Genomic DNA, 17,776 nt, shown 5'->3' on the forward strand with positions numbered 1-17,776 from the left:
CGCCTCGTTCGTCACCTGGCGCGCGCGTTCTTCAAGCTCATGCCCCGTTCGGTCGATTGGCGGCAGTCCCCATTGCAAGTCTCTTGCCCCGATCCGGGCGCGCTTCGCGGAGTAATGCATGTCTGCCGTACCTCCGCGTCTGCCGCTCGGTTTTCCCGACCGCTTTCCGTTTCGCGCTCCTCGCAGCCTCAAGGGACGCGTCGCGCTCGCGTTGGCCGTCGTTTATCTCGTGTGGGGATCGACGTATCTCGGCATTCACCTGGCGCTCGAATCGTTTCCGCCGCTCATGCTCGGCGGCCTGCGTAACCTGTGCGCTGGCGTCGGTCTCTTCGCGATTGCCGTGCATCGCAAGGCGGTGTGGCCGACGGCGCGTGAAGTACGGAATGCAGCGATCGTCGGGACTTTGCTCGAAGGTTTGTCGAGCGGGATGATGGCTTACGGCATGCGCACGGTGGGAACCGGCACGGCTGCCGTGATGGTGGCTACCGTGCCGCTCTTCGCGACGATCTTCACCGCGCTTGCCGGGCGCAGTGTGGCGAAGGGCGAATGGTTTGCGGTGGCGCTGGGTCTCGTGGGTATCGTGTTGCTCAATCATGGCGATCCCTCGCCGAGCTCGACCGTCGGCACGCTTGCCATCTTGTGCGCGGCAATTTTTTGGGCGGGCGGGGCGCATTTGGCAAGCCGTCTTTCGCAGCCTTCCGATCTGCTGATGTCGACTGCGTTGCAGATCGGGCTTGGCGGGCTTATCGCGACTGTCATCGCGTTCGTGTCAGGCGAGCGCCTTGGCACGATGAGCATGGGCGCGGGGTTTTCGTTCTTGTATCTCGTCGTGATCGGATCGATGGCCGCGTATGTCGCTTATAACTTTCTCATTCGGAACACGAGCACGATTGTCGCGACGAGTTGTCTTTACGTGAATCCGGTCGTCGCGGTTTTATTGGGCGCTTTGTTGCTTGGGGAAATCATCACGCAGTGGACGGTTGTTGCCACGGTCGTGATTTTGATGAGCGTTGCGTTGTCGTTTTGGTTTGATTATCGGCGGCGGGAGTTGGTTTGAGCGCAGGAATCTGGCCTTGTAGGCAAGGGCTGTCGAATAAAACTGAATCGCCGCCCGACGCTTCTTGTAAAGATAGCAACTATCGTAGATAGGAATCGGGACTAGCTTGACTTGACTTGACTTGTTAGAAAAAGCACCGTGGTCCGTTACGTCATCAGTTTCATTACCTAAGAAATCTCGCGCGCTTCCGAGCCACCATCCCCCTTTCTCATAGCACGCCGTAGCACGAACCGCCGCGAGTGCAACTAGTTAGCCGCGAATTCGAATGGTCTCGATCAGGTGATGGACGCTTGAGCTAAAACAGCTTGCTGTTTCCTCTACCGACGCGTTATAGCGCGATCAGGTGGCGTCCAATGAAAAGCTTGCCGGGCACTTCCTCCCGCGTCTGCACACGACGTCCGTCACACGATAGGCGTCTGAAAATAACTCATGTCACGTGAATGAATGGCGCGCTGTAGCGACCACATCCACATTTATATTTAGCTTCTTTGAGCGATTGTTTTTTAAAAAACGTAGCACATACTTGTGTGCATGGAGCTGCGTTCATGAAGACATAATGCTGCATGTCCGCTATGCAAGGCGCAATGGCCCCCTCCGGGTGTAGTCCCGATAGACTCAAAAATAAGCAAATTCGAAAAATTTGAAGCGTTGCTTCATTGCTTTCAATTACATTGGTTATAGTGTTTGGAAGCAGGTTGATTAATCGAGTAAGAGCAGGACCTTCAAAATTCCTCGGTATCCGCTTTGGCTCCATCCCATCCTGAAGTAGGTTGAGCTTAGAAACGCCATTCAAGGCATATGGATGATTTTTAATACGAGATAACAACAGAATAAAAACGAATTGCTTGATTTTTGGCGGAGTCTTTGGTCATTGGTGCATCTCTGTCCAAACCAATGCAGCCAACCCGCTATCGCCGCGTTTCTATTAACAACGGTCCGAGCATTGGCACAGCAATAAAGGAGGCTTTAGCGACGACTATCGTGCCTACAAAAAACTACGTTAGACGAACCTTGGCCGGGCGTCTAACGCAGCGCAATTACGCATCACAACTTGTCTTTCTTATACGATCATTATATATGAAATTTCATGCTTTTCGGTTCAAACCAGTCACGCTGGCGGTGCTTACCAGCTTGGCAGCGATGGCTACGTCAAGCGCATTTGCAGGGACGGTGACGGGTTGGGGCGACTCGTTGGCATCCGGGGTATCGCGCGATGGAACGAATATTTACGGCGATAACAATACGGTAAATGCCACGGCGACGGTGATTGGCGATAGCAATGTAGCCAAAGCCAGCGCAACGATGATCGGGAACAATCAATACAACGATGTTACAGGTAGCGTTCTTATTGGAAACGGCGCACAGGTGTCATCGACTGCGGACGGTTACTCGGGTGATCTCGCGGCCGTTGCGATTGGAGCAAGTTCGAGCGCGAAACAAAATAGCGTCGCTATTGGGCCCCATGCGAATGCCAGCTATGCCGATGCAACGGCAATTGGAGCGAACGCCCGGGCGAGTTTGAACGGTGTCGCTATCGGTACGAATGCCTGGGGTGGGGACTATAGTGCGACTGCGCTTGGCGCTGGTTCCTATGCCGATAGTTATAGTACGGCGCTCGGAACCAATGCACGTGCGCTTGATAGGAGCTTGGTAGTTGGGATTGGCGCATCCGGGTCGAGTAGCAGCTTGGTTGTTGGCAACGGAGCATCCGGGTCGGGTAGCAGTACCGTGTTAGGGAATCACGCATCCGCTGGCAGTAGCGATGCCCCAATTGCGATTGGCGAAGGTTCCTACGCCGGCGCATATGGCGCGATCGCGACGGGTTGGAGTGCGCAGGCGAATAGCCCTAATTCGATTGCCTTGGGCACGCGGACTCAAGTAACCGGGGACAGCAGTATCGCGATCGGGCGCTATATAAACGTTAGCGGCAACAACATGGTGGTGATCGGCGGCAGTGCAGTGGGCGCTGACAGTTATGCAGTTGCCCTCGGCAACGAAGCGAAGGCACTGAAGTTCAGTGCGGTCGCGCTCGGGGGTAGCGCGCAAGCTACTGACAAGTTCACGTTAGCCCTTGGTGCCGAATCGAATGCTTCGGGATGGTATAGCGTTGCCGCGGGCGGTTTTAGCCGATCTGAAGGGGAGCAAAGTGCCGCCTTCGGGAATGGCTCATACGCTCAAAACATCAAGTCACTTGCGTTGGGCTCCGGCGCGCAATCGTATGGAGTCAATTCAGTTGCGCTGGGGGCAAACTCTAACGATTACGGCCTGGACAACGTGGTCAGTGTCGGCGGCGACTTTGGCTATAGCAGGCGAATCATTGGTGTTGCAAGTGGAGTCGGCGACACCGACGCTGTTAATATGTCGCAGTTGAACGCGGTAAGCGCTCAGGTTGCACAAAACACAGCGAACATCTCGGCTATGCAGGGTGGCGTGAGAGCAACCTTCGTTGGCGCGCCTTTGCACGTAAGCGCCGATGTGTCCGAAGTCGGCACGCCGTCGCTCGTCGGCGCAACTTCGAATGTAGGCGCGGCACCCGTCGTCGCACTGTCGGGCGGCTCAAGCTCCTTCTTTGCAGCTGATGGCGATTCGTCAGAAGTTGCCATCGCAAGTGCTGCACATTCTTTGGCAGTAGGCGCGAACGCTCATGCAAGCGCAGACGGGTCTATCGCCCTCGGCGCCAACTCGGTAGCGGACCGCGTGAACACTGTTTCAGTGGGCTCAGCTGAAAGCGCGCGTCAAATTAAGAATGTCGCCACCGGTACGCAGGGAACGGATGCGGTGAATGTCGATCAACTGAATGGCGCAGTGACCAGTGCAGTGAAGCAGGCAGACTCGTACACCGACAACGCGATTGCCGGCGCGAACGTATATACCGATCGAGCCGTCGCGGATGCCAAGAACGAGATGAAGCATTACAGCGACCGGGCAGCCGCGTCGACCCTGGCTATTCCGAGCATTCCGATGCTCAATACCGGTGAAAAATGGGTTGGCGCAGCTGTCGGGAATTACGGCACCTCGACTGCTGTCGGCGTTGCGGCAGCGTATCAAGCGACGACGAACCTGAATGTCGGCGTGGCCGTTTCGTCGGCGAGCGGCGGCCCAGTTGCGCTTAAGGCGCAGGCGGGTTATCGCTGGTAAGCGATTTCGCGGGGGAAGGGCGCTACTTGCCAATCCCCCGCGATTATTTTCAGCCGAGCTTCCGGGCGAACCGGCGCTTGTGCTTTGAAAAATCATCATCTGAATGCTTCGGCATAAGTGTCAGTTTGATTAGGCGTTTAGGCTGGAAAAAGCGCTAGAGTCTACCTGCTGTTAAATGTCTAAAAAAAGATTTGGTTAGGGTTAAAAACCATGATGCTAGAAGGCAGATTTATAAATCTGGAGCGAAGTCAGGAACGACGACAGTCAATTGAAGCTCAGCTAAAACAACTTGGATGCGCAGATTGGATCACACGCTTTCCGGCAATTGATGGTCGCGCTAACGGACCTTTTGACAATGCCGCCGAAAACAGCGTTTGGGCCTGCCGACAGTCTCACACTGAAGCAATCTTGAATTCCGAGGATGACTCGGCAGTTCTAATCTTGGAGGATGATGTAGAGCTCAGTCGCTATTTCCCGAGCATTCTGAATGAAGCAACGCTCAATGGTTTCGTTGATAGCTTTCCAAATTGCGATGTACTCTTTCTTGACTGTGTGGCGTTTCGCGCACAGACTCCCTACCTGCTTTCGCTTGCTGAAGGTCGGCTGAAAAATCGGCTGCGTAGCGACGCTTTGGAAGTCGAGCGACACGCGCTCTCTACGGTAAGCATTATCGATGCTCGCGGTGTGTTCGCTTATTGCGCCGCCTCTTATGTCGTAACGCCCAAGGGAAAAAAGACATTACATCGGCTTTTTTCGGACGATAAGGACGCGAATGCAGCAGTAGATATCCTATATAGAGATTGGATTGCCAGTGGCCAGCTCAATGCAAACATTACTGTCCCATTCATAGCGACGCCCGAGTTTCAAAACATCTCGACTATTCCCTACGAACAATTTAAATTTCTTCACCTCAACATGTCAGATGCTTTGCTTGCCAACGCTATTCGGCGTCTATTGTTCGCTGGAGAACACCGGTTGGATATGGCCAAAATAGCGGTCATGATCGGCGAAACGGAAAGTTCGCCTGAGTACACGCTTGGCATGAAACTATACGAAACGTCGCGCTCTTCCGATTATTGAGTGGAGACAGTAAAAACACTGGCTTGTTGTCTGCTATGGCGGACTTCACCATGTTGGCGAATGGTCAGATGTACCTTATTTGGAACTTCGGCTCGGTGCCTTGGTACGGCGGTGACCTGTTCTTGTTCAACCAGCGCGCCTTCCGCCTTTCCTTTTGTAAAAACCTCCTCCGCGCGCTGCATTCGCTCCTATCCGGCGCCGCTTTAATCGGCCTTCCAGCTCGGCCCGAGCAATTCCTCTAACGAATAACAAATCCTTGCGGCGCAAGGCTCCCCGTCATATCTGCCGCCTCTGCGCACCGATGCAGGGCATGCGCATTGCTCAATGCCGTCACCCTCGAACGACAGTTTCATCGGCATGACGCGAAAAGCCTGTCGTTCAAGGGAATAGAAGCAAAAGAGAGAAGGGGTCTTCCGAGGCGCGCCGGGCAATACGCATGATCACTTAAGCGTGGTGCTCGCAGCGCGGACCGGACAACAAAATCAATGATTAAAGCTAAGGAAGGTGGAAACATGAAGCTCATCCGCACAGTCACCGCGCTTGCCGCCGTCGCCTCGATCCTGTCCGCTTGTGGCGGCTCCGACGACGTAGGCAAGGAACTCGGACTCACGAATCCAGAAGTCCACTTCATCCACGCGATCCCGAGTGCCCCCAACGTCGACTTCTACGACAACGGCAAGGTGCTGCAAGCGAATCTCGGCTACCAGACGGTGACGAACTTCGCAAACATCGATACGGGCCAGCAGAACTTCTCCTACGCCGCCGTCAACACGACGACGCAACTCGCGACCGACACGAGCATCTCGAATGACGCCAAGGGTCACGAGTACACGGTGATCGCGCTGCCTGACGCGGGTTTCCTGCCGTCCATCGCCGTGATCGACGATCCGTTCGACAAGGGCCTGCTCTCGAACAGCGCGCGGGTGCGCGGCTTCAATGCGTCGGCGAATGCGCAGACTCTCGATTTGTATTTGGTCGCACCGGGGACGAACATCGCGACCGTCAATCCGACGATGGCGGGCGTCGGCTTCAAGAACGCCGTGCCGGCAACGACGCAAGACTCGCTCTACGTCAACGGCGGGACGTATCAGCTGGTCGCGACGCTGCCGGGTTCGAAGACGCCGGTGTATGCGTCGGCACCGTTCAATCTGAGCAACAACGCCGATTGGCTCGTGACGACGCTGCCTTCAGGCAACGCGTTGTCGCAAGTGATCCCGAACAAGATTCGCGTGCTCGTTGCGCAGGGCGGCAATACCACGACGCCTGCAATCGAGCTGCCGGACACGCTGTAATTAGAAGCGCCCGGGTAACAGGGCGCAGACATCGACGAACCCCACGCTGCCGCATGCGTGGGGTTTTTTCATTCGAAGAGGAGCGGGTTTATGACCCTCGCAGACATCCGGCCGCCTACCTACGTGCGAACGTCGCCGATCACGCGAGGCAAGCAAGCCTCAGGCGCCACGCATCCACGTTCTCTCACGTACTAAAGATAAACGAAAAAAATCCCGCCAAAAAACATGACGGGACGACAGAAAATCAGCACGAAACATCAACGCGATGAGCGCCTGGCTCACCGCGCCGCGGCCAATTTACTTATGCTCTTCGGCCGAATTCGAAATAGCCTGACCGCCCTTCGAGATATCCTGGCCCGCGCCCGACATGGTATTGCAGCCCGCGAGCGCGGCGGTGCCGGCGATCAGCAGCAAAGCGATGATTCGAGTCATGTGTGTTCCCCTTGAATTAGAAATTCGGGTAGCCCTTCGAGGCTTCCGTTGTGATCAATCATAAAAAAGCGGCGTAGTCGCCGCTGTAGGCGCACACGGGTTTTTGGTGTCGGCCGTCTCTGCTATTGGCGTAAGTATCGTCCTACGTAATCAGGCAAGCGGAACGGCCGCCGGCGCGCTTGCATCGATGAACGTGCCCGCGCTGCGCTCGCGTGGCATCGACACGCTGATGCGCGTGCCATGCGGCGCCACGCGTTCGATCTCGAAGCGCCCGCCGCGCGCCGACACGCGCTGACGCATGCCGACCAGGCCGTGCGTCTGCGTGCGCTTCAAATCCTGCGGACGGATGCCGATGCCGTCATCCGCGATAGCGAGCGCAACGTCGTCACCAACGAGCGCGAGCGCGATTTCGATACGGTTCGCGCGCGCGTATTTCGCCGCGTTCGTGAGCGTCTCCTGCGCCACCCGAAAGAGCGCGATCTCGATAGCCTCGCCGAGCTTCACATCGTCGCCGGGAAGATCGAATTCGACGCTCCAGCCGTTGCGTTGCGCGGCTTCATCGGCGAGCGAGCGCAGCGCGGTCACGAGACCGAAGTTGGCAAGCACGGTCGGCCGCATGTCTTCGATAATCCGCCGCTTGAGCGCAATTCCCTGGTCCAGATTGCCGATGGCGCGCGCGAGCTTGTCGGACATGGCGGGTTCGCTCGTCCTGAGCTTGCCGCGCACCCACGCGACATCCATCTTGCTCGCGGTAAGAATGGAGCCGAGTTCGTCGTGCAGTTCGCGCGCAAGTTCGGTCTTTTCGTTTTCGCTCACGGATTGCAAATGCCACGCGAGCGCTTCGAGCTGACGCGTGCGTTCGAACACGAGCCGGTCGAGTTCCTCCTGCTGCGTAATGAGCTTCTTCTGCACGCGGTCCTGCTTGTCCAACTGGATACCGAGATTGCGGAACAGCAGCAGGAACAGGACGATGTTGAGCGCGCACAACGCGCCGACGCACAGCGTGGAAATGCGCTGATCGGCGCGGCTTGCATCGAGCGCGTGCTGCGCGCGTTGCTCTTCGTTCAGCCGCAGGAGGGCGAGCGCGGCATCGAGCGTGGCGCTGGTGTCGGGCGACGGCGTCGCTACGACGCGTGCGCGCATTTCCGCATCCGCGGGCGTCTTCGACAGATCGGCGAGATGCGCCTCGCCTTGCGCGATGTTCTCGTCGGCGGCCGCGCGAATCTGCGCGAAGCTCGCAAGCGCGGCGTCATCGCCGATGCGGCGGTAATAGCTATCGAGCGATGTCAACGCGCGGCGCACGCGCCCGGCCGTTTGCGCGAAGTGGCTCTTGTAGGTGTCGTCGGCGGCGAGCGCGAAACCGCGTTCCTCGGCGCTGAGCGTGGCGATATCGGCCGCCAGCGACGATAACTGCGCGGTGGCGCTTTTTGCATCGAGCGCGGTCTCGTACTCGGCCGCGATGCGCATGCGCCCCGATTCCAAAATCACGAGCCCGCCGACGGTAATGACGATAGCCACCGTCATCGCGACCGCCCAGCTATAGCGATGCATCCATTCGTTGATACGCGTCGCGCGCCGGGCGAGTCCCTGTGGAGTTTCAGATGCTGCCGGCGCGGCGTCTTTTAGAACGTGGCTCATGGTGTGTTTCTGCGGTTCCGGCGGGCGTCGTGAGCCACGCCGGCAAAGCCGTTTGAAAGCGGATGTCGGTGGATTCCCACAGCAAAAAAGGAGCCAGCCCGGATGCGCGCGCCCAAAGGCACGGCTAGCATGGGTTCGTCATCATTTTTCAATCATTCCAACGGGGAACGATCATGCTGAAGTGGGCATTGTTTTTCGCGATCGTGGCCGTGATCGCCGGTCTTCTCGGGTTCACGGGTGTGGCGGCGGGCGCTGCGACCATCGCCAAATTCTTGTTCGTGCTGTTCCTGATTTTGTGCGTCGTGTTCCTGGTACTCGGTTTCGTCGTCACCAAGAAAATAGTCGATTAGCGACCAACTCACTCGCGCCCGAACCTGAATCAGACCATCAAAAGCAAGTCAGGGGGATTCCATGCTTCATTACGCTGCCGTTTTCTTCGTCATCGCGATAATCGCGGCCGTGTTCGGCTTTACCGGCATTGCCGCGGGCGCCGCGGAAATCGCCAAGATCCTTTTCTACATTTTCCTGGTGGTGTTCGTCGTCACGTTGCTGCTGGGCGTGTTCCGAACCTGACGTACGCCTGAAAGCCTTGCCGCACCGGGCCGCTCGCGCGGCCCGCGCCTTTTCCGCGCCTTTTGCGAGGCATTGGTGGGAGCAGGCATGGCGCGTGCATCGGAGTTTTTGATTGGATAGCAGGGCCCTATGAACGAAGCGGCACGCGTAGGCCTGCTCCAGCGAACGTCTTTCATCAAATATCAAGGAGCGAACCAAATGTCCAAATCGTCTGCTGTACAAGCCGCGCCGACTCAATCGCGAGACGCATTCGTCCTCGACGTGGAAAAGATCCGCGCCGATGCGCGCACGCACATGGACGAGGGCCCGGTCACGCCGAGCTACGGCGCGGATCGCGAAGTCGTGCTCAAGCTGCTGAACGACTCGCTCGCGACGGAAATCGTCTGCACGCTGCGCTACAAGCGTCACTATTTCATGGCCAAGGGCATCCATTCGGAAGCCGTCGCAGCCGAATTTCTCGAACACGCCAACGAGGAACAGGAACACGCCGATACGCTCGCGGAGCGCATCGTCCAACTGGGCGGCGCGCCGAACTTCGCACCCGACAGCCTGAAGTCGCGCTCGCATTCCGAGTACAAGGAAGGCTCGGACCTGATCGACATGATCCGCGAGAATCTGATCGCCGAGCGGATTGCGATCGATACGTATCGGGAGATCATTCGCTATCTCGGCGACAAGGATGTCACCACGCGCCGTATCTTCGAAGACATCCTGGCGGTGGAAGAAGAGCACGCCGACGACATGGCCGATCTGCTGGAAGGCCGTAACGGCTAAATAGCAGGGCATGCCGGCATGACGTCACGCGATGCGCGGAACTCGTCCGAGACCGCGCATCTTTTGCGTGGGCGCATGCGTACAATGGCGGCTCATCCCTGATTTCAAGCGCGAATGATCCGAGTCCTGATAGCCGACGACCATGCGATCGTACGCAGCGGTTTCAAGCAGTTCGTGGCGGACGAACCCGATATGGAAGTGGCGGCGGAAGCCTCCACTGGCGACGAAACCATCGCGCACGTGCGCGTTCAGGCGTTCGACGTGGTGTTGCTCGACATCGCGATGCCCGACAAGAACGGCGTCGATACCTTGCGTGTCATCAAGCAGATTCGTCCGGAGCAGGGCGTGCTGATGCTGTCGGGCTATCCCGAGAGTCAGTACGCGATCAACTTGTTGAAGGCGGGCGCGAACGGTTATCTGAACAAGGACGCGGCGCCGGAGGAAATCGTCCGGGCGATTCGCACGGTGGCGCGCGGGCATCGGTATCTGTCGGAATTCATCGCCGACGCGCTCGCCGACAAGCTCGACAAGCCTGCCGCCGAACGCCCGCACGAGGCGTTGTCCGAGCGCGAGTTTCAGGTCTTCTGCAAGCTCGCGGCCGGGCGTATTCCGACTGAGATCGCGGAAGAATTGCATCTGTCGGTGAAGACGGTGAGCACGTACCGCGCGCGCGTGCTCGAAAAAATGAGACTGGCGAACAACGCGGATCTCACGTACTACGCAATCAAGAACGGCCTGATCGAATAGCGCGACGCGCAGTCGGACGGCAAGCTGAACCGGAGGGCGCCCGAAGTGGGCAAGCACATCATCACCGACGACCGTGCGCAGCAACGCGAAACGCGCGACACGCCGCTCGCGGTGCTGCTTATCGAGGATTCGCCGCTGATCCGGCGCAGCCTGACTGAAGCCATCGACGCGCTCGGTCCGTGGCGCGTGACCGCGTTCGCCGAGGCTCCGGACGAAGCCATCGCGCTCCTGTTGTCGCATCGGTTCCATGCGGTGATCATCGACTTGCAACTCAGGCACGGCTCGGGCATCGAGGTACTGGCGTGGTTGCAGGAGAGCGGCAAGGCATCCATACACGACGAGGCCTTTGTCGCGGTGCTCACCAATCACGCGTTGCCGACGTATCGCGAGCGCTGCCAGCAATATGGCGTGCGCCATTTCTTCGATAAATCGCTGGAGTTCGATCGGGTGCTGGATGCGCTTTGCCGGCACGCGCGGGAAAGAGAAGGTGAGCGCGGTTAGCGATCCCCGCCGCCGGAGCCCGCCAACGAATCTGCCGCTTCCCGCCCGCGCCAGTGACTGAACGCCGCCAGCGCCGTCGCAGCCAGCCCGACGACGCAAACGCCTGTCCATCCCATTGCGTGCCAGGCGAGCGACGCCAGCGCCGATCCCAACGCCCCGCCGATAAAGTAAGCCACCATATAAACCGTATTCACGCGGCTGCGCGCCTCCGGCTTCAATGCGTAAATGCGCGACTGGTTGGATATCTGCGCGGCCTGCACGCCGATATCGAGCACGATCACGCCGATGACCAGCCCCGCGATGCTGCGCGCCGAAAACGCGAACACCACGAACGACAGCGCAACGAGCCCGATGGACAACGTGATCACCGCGCGCGGCCCACGCCGGTCCGCCGACTTGCCCGCAAGCGGCGCCGCGAGCGCGCCCGCCGCGCCGACGATACCGAATAGTCCCGCGGCCTGCGGTCCCATGTGAAACGGCTCGCCAGCGAGCAGGAGTGTGAGCAGCGACCAGAACGCGCTGAATGCTGCAAAGAGCGCGCCGCCCGTGAGCGACGCTTCGCGAAGCCCGGGATTCTCGACAGCGAGATGCCACATCGACACAAGCAGCTTGCCGTAGGGCAAGGTAGACGTCGGACGGCTCTTCGGTAGCCGCGCAACGACGACGACCGCCAGCACGATCGTCGCGATCACTGAAGCGCCGAATACGGCGCGCCAGCCGAAGTATTCGGCGACGAAACCCGACACCGTCCGCGCGAGCAGGATGCCGAGCAATAGACCGCTCATCACCGTGCCGACGGCATGACCGCGCTCGGCGGCTGGCGCGAGTTCGGCGGCGAACGGCACGGCTTGTTGCGCGATGGTCGCGACGACGCCAATGGCAAGACTCGCGGCGATCAGCACGGCGAGCGTCGGCGCGATGCACGCCACCACGAGCGCCACGCCGAGCGCGGCCAGTTGGAGCAGGATCAGAAGCCGCCGGTCGAAGCGATCGCCGAGCGGCGCTAGCACGAGCATGCCGAGCGCGTAGCCGAGTTGCGTCGCGGCGGGCACCGCGCCGATCAGATACGCGCTGCCGGGAAACGAGCCACGGAAATCGCCCAGCAGCGGCTGATTGAAGTAGATGTTGGCGACCGATACGCCCGCGATGGTCGCAAGCAGCCAGAGCGTGGCGCGCGAATAGTGCTGATGATGACTCGAGGAATCGGACGAAGCGGTCATGGTTGCCTTGAGTTGAGCGCGAGAACGGCGGCGAGCCGCCGTAGAGATGCGCGCTTCCGGTCGCCCGCCTTACTGCGCGGCATCGTCCGTGGGCTGCGGCTTCTTCACGAGCCTGGCGGGCGCGAGCCATTGAAAGCCGGTCAGCGTGTTCTCGGCGAACGTGCATTCGGCGGCGGCGGGCGTCTGGACGATTTTCGTGGCGGGCGGCTTGGGCTGCGTCGGGAATTCGCCGCGCACGACGACGCGCGAACCGTGGTAGCTCGCGCCCGATCCGGTGAGCTTCAGTGGCGCGCTTGCGGCGTCGGGATACTCGGCGCGCACGCGGTCCTTGCACGTTTCGACGTTGCGGTAATACGAAGTGCAGCCGGACAAAAGCACGAGCGGAAGGCAGACCAGCAAGAAGAGGCGGGAACGGGTAATCATTGGTGAACAGGGTGAATGCTCGGCCGCGCGAGGGCGCATCGGAGCGAAATCAGGGGATGGCGAGCTTTATAACATGCGGGCGCGGCTTGCGTGACCGCATTGGCGTCGTGCTGGCTGGCGTGCTTGCCTGTCGTGCATGCGGCGCGCGGCGGTAGCACAATCGGCGGATAGCGTTTCGTTTTGTGGAGGCCATCGTCATGCGCAAAGATATCGAAGCCGGCGAATATCTGCTGGCGCTCAACGCGGAAGAAAGCGAAAACGAGTCCGGCGCGGGCTATGCGGTTCGTGTGCGGGTGGCGCGCATCGACGGAAAAGCGGTGCACGGCTCGCAGTTGGTCGATGATTCCGGCGAGATGATCGGCCCGCACGGTCCGTTCGAGACGATAGCGGGAGCCCTCGCGCATGGCGAGGCGTGGGGGCGCCACTACATCGCGCGCGTATTGGCGCACGGGTTGTAACGGCGGGTGGCGGCGCAGGGAGGGATGTCGTCCCCGCGAGGCGAGGGTGCGCGCGCGAATTATCGGCCGCTAGACTTGGCCTTACCGCTCGGTCCTGCGCCGATCGGCTCAAGCCAGTTTGCGGAGATTGCCATGACGCCCGTTGCGCTTTACGTCACGCCGAACTATATCGCCTCGGTTCGCCGGGGAAGAGGACGTGAATGTTTTGGAGGCACCGTGAGGTTTATCGGTGTGGATGCGTTGCCGTTCGATATCGAGCATCTCTGCCTGCTCGACCGCGAAACGCCGATCGAAGCCTTGTTCGATGCAGTGAGGGATGCAGAACGCTTGTTGAATGCGGTGTGATCCGCGATATCGATGCAGCAGGCAGGCGAAGGAAAGCGCAACGGGGTAGATCCCGCAGCGGGGCGCGGTCTCGGCCCGCAGCGCTATCACCCGCGTGATGGTTTCAATTGTGTTCGTGGTCGTTCAAGTCTGAACGGAAACAGCGCGCGCCGCGATAAAAGACGACTGGCTTTATGCTGTCGATTCAGCGTGAAACCATGGGCGAGTGGTACCGGGGACCGGACTTGAACCGGCAAGCCGTTAGGCGGCGGATTTTAAGTCCTGATGCACTGTATATACGAACAGTATATTGGCATGAGTCTCACGGTAAGACAAGGCGTTCGGTCGGTCATATGCTGTATATAAAAACAGTGCTGTAGAGTGCGTTGGCAGAAAAATGCACACCCTACCCGAGGTCTCGGCGCGCGTAAGGCCCTCGCGGGCCCATGCCGATATCTCAAACGGACCCAGGCGAGCGGCGCGGCGGGCCGTTCAAAAGGCTGAAACAGTTAAAATCCTGATACCCTGAACTCGCGTAACGGACGGTATGCGATTACTTGTGGCGATGGACTTGATAGCCGACCTTGACTCCTTAACCGTCGAGCGATTGAGTGGTCTTGGGCATCGAGCGCACGCACGCGAAACAGCCTTTGATCGGTTCGCTATGTTATGTACATACACGGAGCGAACGATTCCGCCGACTCCATATGCGGTCCAATTTTCGATCGAACTAACTCAAAACCCCAAGTTCAAGGTTCGCCGAAAGGCGCTGGAAGAAATAACGTCCCGACTTCGAGAGGGCAAGAGTGTGAGGCCCTACCTCTCGAAGCAGGCAGTGGTGCCTGCGCACAAGGATTATCTGCTGCTGTCATGGGGCGTCCATCACTTGCATTTAAACAGCATTGACACCGCAGGCAAGGATGGTTTCGTATCTCGCGAGCGCGGAAAATCCGAACTTTTGCTGCTGCGTCTGGATGGCGAAAAAGCCTACTTGATCGACATTGTGTCTCACGCCGAGCCCTATCTCTTTGAAAACCCGCGACTGCTGGAGATCGTTGATCGCAACTGGCCGGAATTGCACATAGCGCCAAACATGGTTACTGGAAACATCTTTACGCCGCAGCAGATCAAAGCGTTGCGTTCAAACGGTGCGAACTATGCGATTACGGTCAATGGTCGAACCATATTCCCTAAACCCGTGATGGCGGGCGGCGTCCCAATGGAAGTGCAGATGTGGTATCGAGTTCTGCGGGACGAGTTAACCGACGTAGAAACTGATGTGCGTCGCAGACTTTACGAGTTTTTCCCATACAAGGCGTCGCCCGCATTCAGCTGGCCCGCCATTCACGGAGTCCGGTTGGTCGGAATCGAAGGAGACTATTTCGTTCTTCAGGACCGCGCCACGCTGCGTATATGCCACGCACGGCGAGTAGGAGCGAAAGCCCAAGAAACCCTCAAATCTTAGAGCGCGGCGGAGCGGTGTGAGACAGACTGTACGGATAACCTGTCCGCGCTCTTAAGGTCGCTTGAATGCACTCCTGAGTCTATCTGCAATGTCGTCTGTGTCAGCGACGGATAGCTCAGGGACATCGCCCCATTCGGTTCCACCAACATCCAGCGTTCCGGCGACATGAAAGTGAACGTGGCTAATAGCTTGTCCGGCTGGTACGCCGTTGTTTTGCCATACCGCGATTCCCGGTCTCGCGTAGCACTCGTCGATTGCGTGGGCGGCGTCGCGCACTGCAATCATCAGCGCGCTCGCCTCTTCATTTGTCAAGTCCAAAACTGTACTGATGTGACGGACAGGAAGAATCAGCAAATGCGGATAGCCCCGCTGTTCCCGTGTCACCAAAGTCGCTGTAAGTGCCGTACGGGCCAGAATGGTAAAGGGGCGCTCTCCGCGAAGATAGGCGCAAAAAGCGCAGGTTCCATCATCGGGAAGGTCAATATTCGACATACGTTACGATGGTCGGAGGGAAGAAAGGAACGATTGCAGTTCTAGTCTATCAAGCTTCTCGTAGTCTCGGTCGCGCACGACTATTCTGAGTTCGTCGCATATCTTTTCTTTCCGTGACGCAAACATGAATGACAAAATAATAAAGCGGATTGAATCTTGTGCAGGTAACACGCTCGACAAGCGTGCCTGCCCTCCACCGATTACAGGAATTGAAACTGATTTGCCATTACCATGCGTGGAAATCGCGCCCCATAGTGACAACAGACTTTTCCAAACATCGTCAATGGAAGCACGAGCCTCATTGCTTTGATTCATTCGGCAATACGCCAAGAAGAAAATATTCCGTCCACCGTGTTTGACAACTGCCACCGACCCGATACCGTAAAGTTGAGTTTTGCCTTCCTTATCAATCTTACCTTCAATGGCTTTACCATGGAGAGCCGCAGATAGTTTTTCGTCCAAGTCACGCCGATCCCCGCCGAAGAGAACGTCAAGCGCTTGGCCTTGCAGACTTTCTTTCGCAATGATTGGCGTCTCGGTGTCAAACGTGTCACAAGTACCAACCACCAAATGTTCATTCTGCTTAAGGATATCACCCTTAATAATCCGAATACGCATATTTGGGGCGTTGTACGCAGCTTCGATGGGGCGTGGCCATGACAAGAAAAGTCCAACGACGAGACTGATCAAAATCACCGCGAGCAGCGTATGGATACCTTGAAAATACGTCCAGGCTGGAAAAAGAATATTCGTAAATTGCAATGTGGCAGATATAGCGCCGGCACAGGCAAAAAAATTGAGAAAGAAATGGCGCCAAAATCTCCACTTCATCATGTCATTCAAAATGTTCACGCTTAAATTCCATTTTTTTTATAGTGTTCATCGGGATAATAGTGAGGGCCCTTGTTGTTTCTCCCTGCATATCCGGAGGCATAATTATCCAAGGCGTATCGAATGATCTTCGGCTGATAGGAAACGGATAGCGTGTAATAGTCCTTGTCGAGGAAAGGCGTCGGTATAAACGCCGTATCGATGTTGCGATCCCCATCCAAGTTCGCGACAACGACGGGCAAATTTAATTCAATAATTACTTCGACCTCATGAGCCAAGAACGACATTCCGTCGCCGCCCTTCTTTTTCGCATGACTGCTGCCCAGCAAAACGATTTGTTTTGCATTCTTTAATCGCTCACGCAGATTTCTTTTGATAGTTTCTGGTTTGCTGGTATCGCGGGAAATGTAAAGATCGTGGGCGTCGTAGAAGTTGAATTCGAGATGTTCATTGTCCCGCCACGCCTCCATTAAACGGTAGTAGTGGATGTCTTCGCTCGCAAAGGCTACATAAGTCTTGTTTCGATAGCTCATATCCACCCCGGAATAATCGTCTCGACCATGATATGCGTTCGGCATATCCCTATTGCTGCTTGCCGTTTGTATTGTAACGAGAAAATTCAACTGGTGACGATTCCTGAACCTGCGACGCGACAAAAAAACAGTTGCACGGAACTCGCTGCGCAGATAATCACAGTCTCATATGCTGCAGAATCAGGTGCTTGTGTGCCGTATTCATGTAGTGTGGCGAGCCGATGGAGAAGCGACGAGTCACGATCTGCTCGGTGCATTTACGTTACAGCCGGTTGGCGGCTTAGCGTGCCGTTCGCGTGTGGTGATTCCCTCGCGCTTGACACTGGCGGTCGCAACGCGAAGGCGGTCGCCCTCTGCTTCTGCGCGGATCGTCAACCATTCGCGACGGCCTTCAGACGATAGACAGGCGTGGTCTGACGTTCTGCGGGGATTCCCATTTTTTACAGCATTTCGACCGTCGCCCCGGCGCGCGCGTCTGGCACATTCCACACGCGGAGTAAATAGCCGATATCAAATGGGATCAATGACCCAAACGCGCCAAGTTTCAGCCATATGTCACTGTTGAGCGAGCGTCGATTCATGGCCGGTAGTGCTCGTTTGCACGAACACCACGACGTTGACAATGGAGACTTCCGGCATCGGCACGGCGGCACGCTGATTCAACTGGTGCTATCGGCCATGAAGAGACTTTCGTCTGACGCATCGGTGAGACGTTCAGACGGCCGCTTCACTCTGCAAACCGTCATTCGATCGCCTTGTGCCCGCGTCGCAGTGTAGTAATCGTCGAGGCCGTGCATG

At 57.6% G+C, this 17,776-nt stretch carries 19 protein-coding genes; 12 read left to right on the top strand and 7 right to left on the bottom strand.

The annotated features are described in order from the left end of the window. Nucleotides 1–118 precede the first annotated feature (118 nt). From QCE79_RS04865 to QCE79_RS04880, 4 genes are all read left to right on the top strand, one after another. The gene (locus tag QCE79_RS04865) at nucleotides 119–1,057 is read left to right on the top strand and encodes an EamA family transporter (RefSeq protein WP_309842287.1); all 939 of its coding nucleotides are present in this window, start codon (nucleotides 119–121) and stop codon (nucleotides 1,055–1,057) included. 981 nt (nucleotides 1,058–2,038) lie between these two features. Beyond that, nucleotides 2,039–4,195 carry a hypothetical protein gene (locus QCE79_RS04870; protein ID WP_309842290.1) on the top strand — a complete coding sequence of 719 codons (2,157 nt, stop codon included), beginning with the start codon at nucleotides 2,039–2,041 and terminating at the stop codon, nucleotides 4,193–4,195. Between the two features lie 210 nt (nucleotides 4,196–4,405). Further along, entirely contained in the window at nucleotides 4,406–5,275 is an 870-nt protein-coding gene (locus QCE79_RS04875; RefSeq protein ID WP_309842292.1) for a glycosyltransferase family 25 protein, read from the top strand. A gap of 512 nt (nucleotides 5,276–5,787) precedes the next feature. Then, a complete protein-coding gene (locus QCE79_RS04880; RefSeq protein ID WP_309842294.1) occupies nucleotides 5,788–6,567 on the top strand; it encodes a DUF4397 domain-containing protein in 780 nt (259 codons plus the stop codon). Between the two features lie 297 nt (nucleotides 6,568–6,864). Here QCE79_RS04880 and QCE79_RS04885 read toward each other — a convergent pair whose 3' ends face one another. Next, nucleotides 6,865–6,999 carry an entericidin A/B family lipoprotein gene (locus QCE79_RS04885; protein WP_244827565.1) on the bottom strand — a complete coding sequence of 45 codons (135 nt, stop codon included), beginning with the start codon at nucleotides 6,997–6,999 and terminating at the stop codon, nucleotides 6,865–6,867. A 150-nt stretch (nucleotides 7,000–7,149) separates the two neighbouring features. Continuing rightward, on the bottom strand, nucleotides 7,150–8,637 hold the full coding sequence (locus tag QCE79_RS04890; protein WP_309842300.1) for a sensor histidine kinase: 1,488 nt from the start codon (nucleotides 8,635–8,637) through the stop codon (nucleotides 7,150–7,152). Between the two features lie 173 nt (nucleotides 8,638–8,810). Here QCE79_RS04890 and QCE79_RS04895 point away from each other — a divergent pair, with 173 nt between their 5' ends. The 5 genes from QCE79_RS04895 (at nucleotide 8,811) to QCE79_RS04915 (ending at nucleotide 11,232) form a co-directional block, all read left to right on the top strand. Continuing rightward, a complete protein-coding gene (locus tag QCE79_RS04895) occupies nucleotides 8,811–8,987 on the top strand; it encodes a DUF1328 domain-containing protein (protein WP_132450940.1) in 177 nt (58 codons plus the stop codon). Nucleotides 8,988–9,048: 61 nt separating this feature from the next. After that, nucleotides 9,049–9,210, top strand: coding sequence for a DUF1328 domain-containing protein (locus tag QCE79_RS04900; RefSeq protein WP_040048814.1), 162 nt, complete (start codon nucleotides 9,049–9,051; stop codon nucleotides 9,208–9,210). 198 nt (nucleotides 9,211–9,408) lie between these two features. After that, nucleotides 9,409–9,984, top strand: coding sequence for a bacterioferritin (locus QCE79_RS04905; protein ID WP_244827567.1), 576 nt, complete (start codon nucleotides 9,409–9,411; stop codon nucleotides 9,982–9,984). A gap of 114 nt (nucleotides 9,985–10,098) precedes the next feature. Further along, complete coding sequence (locus tag QCE79_RS04910) at nucleotides 10,099–10,731, top strand: response regulator transcription factor (protein ID WP_244827568.1); 633 nt, start codon at nucleotides 10,099–10,101, stop codon at nucleotides 10,729–10,731. 45 nt (nucleotides 10,732–10,776) lie between these two features. Then, on the top strand, nucleotides 10,777–11,232 hold the full coding sequence (locus tag QCE79_RS04915) for a response regulator (RefSeq protein ID WP_309842309.1): 456 nt from the start codon (nucleotides 10,777–10,779) through the stop codon (nucleotides 11,230–11,232). Here the strand turns inward: QCE79_RS04915 and QCE79_RS04920 are convergent. Both QCE79_RS04920 and QCE79_RS04925 read right to left on the bottom strand, forming a co-directional pair. After that, entirely contained in the window at nucleotides 11,229–12,452 is a 1,224-nt protein-coding gene (locus tag QCE79_RS04920) for an MFS transporter (protein WP_309842312.1), read from the bottom strand. The two genes, QCE79_RS04915 and QCE79_RS04920, sit on opposite strands and share 4 nt — an antisense overlap. Before the next feature lie 69 nt (nucleotides 12,453–12,521). Then, the gene (locus tag QCE79_RS04925) at nucleotides 12,522–12,875 is read right to left on the bottom strand and encodes a hypothetical protein (RefSeq protein ID WP_244827571.1); all 354 of its coding nucleotides are present in this window, start codon (nucleotides 12,873–12,875) and stop codon (nucleotides 12,522–12,524) included. 182 nt (nucleotides 12,876–13,057) lie between these two features. Between QCE79_RS04925 and QCE79_RS04930 the strand changes: the two genes are divergently transcribed. The 3 genes from QCE79_RS04930 (at nucleotide 13,058) to QCE79_RS04940 (ending at nucleotide 15,122) form a co-directional block, all read left to right on the top strand. After that, nucleotides 13,058–13,333, top strand: a complete 276-nt coding sequence (locus QCE79_RS04930) for a hypothetical protein (RefSeq protein WP_309842314.1) — start codon at nucleotides 13,058–13,060, stop codon at nucleotides 13,331–13,333. Nucleotides 13,334–13,465: 132 nt separating this feature from the next. Further along, the gene (locus QCE79_RS04935; protein WP_250464302.1) at nucleotides 13,466–13,678 is read left to right on the top strand and encodes a hypothetical protein; all 213 of its coding nucleotides are present in this window, start codon (nucleotides 13,466–13,468) and stop codon (nucleotides 13,676–13,678) included. A gap of 817 nt (nucleotides 13,679–14,495) precedes the next feature. Beyond that, the gene (locus tag QCE79_RS04940; protein ID WP_309842317.1) at nucleotides 14,496–15,122 is read left to right on the top strand and encodes a hypothetical protein; all 627 of its coding nucleotides are present in this window, start codon (nucleotides 14,496–14,498) and stop codon (nucleotides 15,120–15,122) included. A 51-nt stretch (nucleotides 15,123–15,173) separates the two neighbouring features. Here QCE79_RS04940 and QCE79_RS04945 read toward each other — a convergent pair whose 3' ends face one another. The 3 genes from QCE79_RS04945 to QCE79_RS04955 are packed head-to-tail and all read right to left on the bottom strand — an operon-like array spanning nucleotide 15,174 to nucleotide 17,023. Next, on the bottom strand, nucleotides 15,174–15,614 hold the full coding sequence (locus QCE79_RS04945; protein ID WP_309842319.1) for an HIT family protein: 441 nt from the start codon (nucleotides 15,612–15,614) through the stop codon (nucleotides 15,174–15,176). A gap of 3 nt (nucleotides 15,615–15,617) precedes the next feature. Continuing rightward, a complete protein-coding gene (locus tag QCE79_RS04950; protein ID WP_309842322.1) occupies nucleotides 15,618–16,466 on the bottom strand; it encodes a macro domain-containing protein in 849 nt (282 codons plus the stop codon). A 2-nt stretch (nucleotides 16,467–16,468) separates the two neighbouring features. Then, a complete protein-coding gene (locus QCE79_RS04955; RefSeq protein ID WP_309842326.1) occupies nucleotides 16,469–17,023 on the bottom strand; it encodes a TIR domain-containing protein in 555 nt (184 codons plus the stop codon). Nucleotides 17,024–17,776 lie beyond the last annotated feature (753 nt).

Origin of the sequence: Caballeronia sp. LZ003 (assembly GCF_031451465.1) — a bacterium.
In the GTDB taxonomy this organism is placed as follows: Bacteria; Pseudomonadota; Gammaproteobacteria; order Burkholderiales; family Burkholderiaceae; genus Caballeronia.

Coding starts and splice junctions, on each gene's coding strand:
- QCE79_RS04865 (WP_309842287.1), top strand. CDS start 119: ATGTCTGCCGTACCTCCGCGTCTGCCGCTCGGTTTTCCCGACCGCTTT.
- QCE79_RS04875 (WP_309842292.1), top strand. CDS start 4,406: ATGATGCTAGAAGGCAGATTTATAAATCTGGAGCGAAGTCAGGAACGA.
- QCE79_RS04880 (WP_309842294.1), top strand. CDS start 5,788: ATGAAGCTCATCCGCACAGTCACCGCGCTTGCCGCCGTCGCCTCGATC.
- QCE79_RS04885 (WP_244827565.1), bottom strand. CDS start 6,999: ATGACTCGAATCATCGCTTTGCTGCTGATCGCCGGCACCGCCGCGCTC.
- QCE79_RS04890 (WP_309842300.1), bottom strand. CDS start 8,637: ATGAGCCACGTTCTAAAAGACGCCGCGCCGGCAGCATCTGAAACTCCA.
- QCE79_RS04895 (WP_132450940.1), top strand. CDS start 8,811: ATGCTGAAGTGGGCATTGTTTTTCGCGATCGTGGCCGTGATCGCCGGT.
- QCE79_RS04900 (WP_040048814.1), top strand. CDS start 9,049: ATGCTTCATTACGCTGCCGTTTTCTTCGTCATCGCGATAATCGCGGCC.
- QCE79_RS04905 (WP_244827567.1), top strand. CDS start 9,409: ATGTCCAAATCGTCTGCTGTACAAGCCGCGCCGACTCAATCGCGAGAC.
- QCE79_RS04910 (WP_244827568.1), top strand. CDS start 10,099: ATGATCCGAGTCCTGATAGCCGACGACCATGCGATCGTACGCAGCGGT.
- QCE79_RS04920 (WP_309842312.1), bottom strand. CDS start 12,452: ATGACCGCTTCGTCCGATTCCTCGAGTCATCATCAGCACTATTCGCGC.
- QCE79_RS04925 (WP_244827571.1), bottom strand. CDS start 12,875: ATGATTACCCGTTCCCGCCTCTTCTTGCTGGTCTGCCTTCCGCTCGTG.
- QCE79_RS04935 (WP_250464302.1), top strand. CDS start 13,466: ATGACGCCCGTTGCGCTTTACGTCACGCCGAACTATATCGCCTCGGTT.
- QCE79_RS04945 (WP_309842319.1), bottom strand. CDS start 15,614: ATGTCGAATATTGACCTTCCCGATGATGGAACCTGCGCTTTTTGCGCC.
- QCE79_RS04955 (WP_309842326.1), bottom strand. CDS start 17,023: ATGCCGAACGCATATCATGGTCGAGACGATTATTCCGGGGTGGATATG.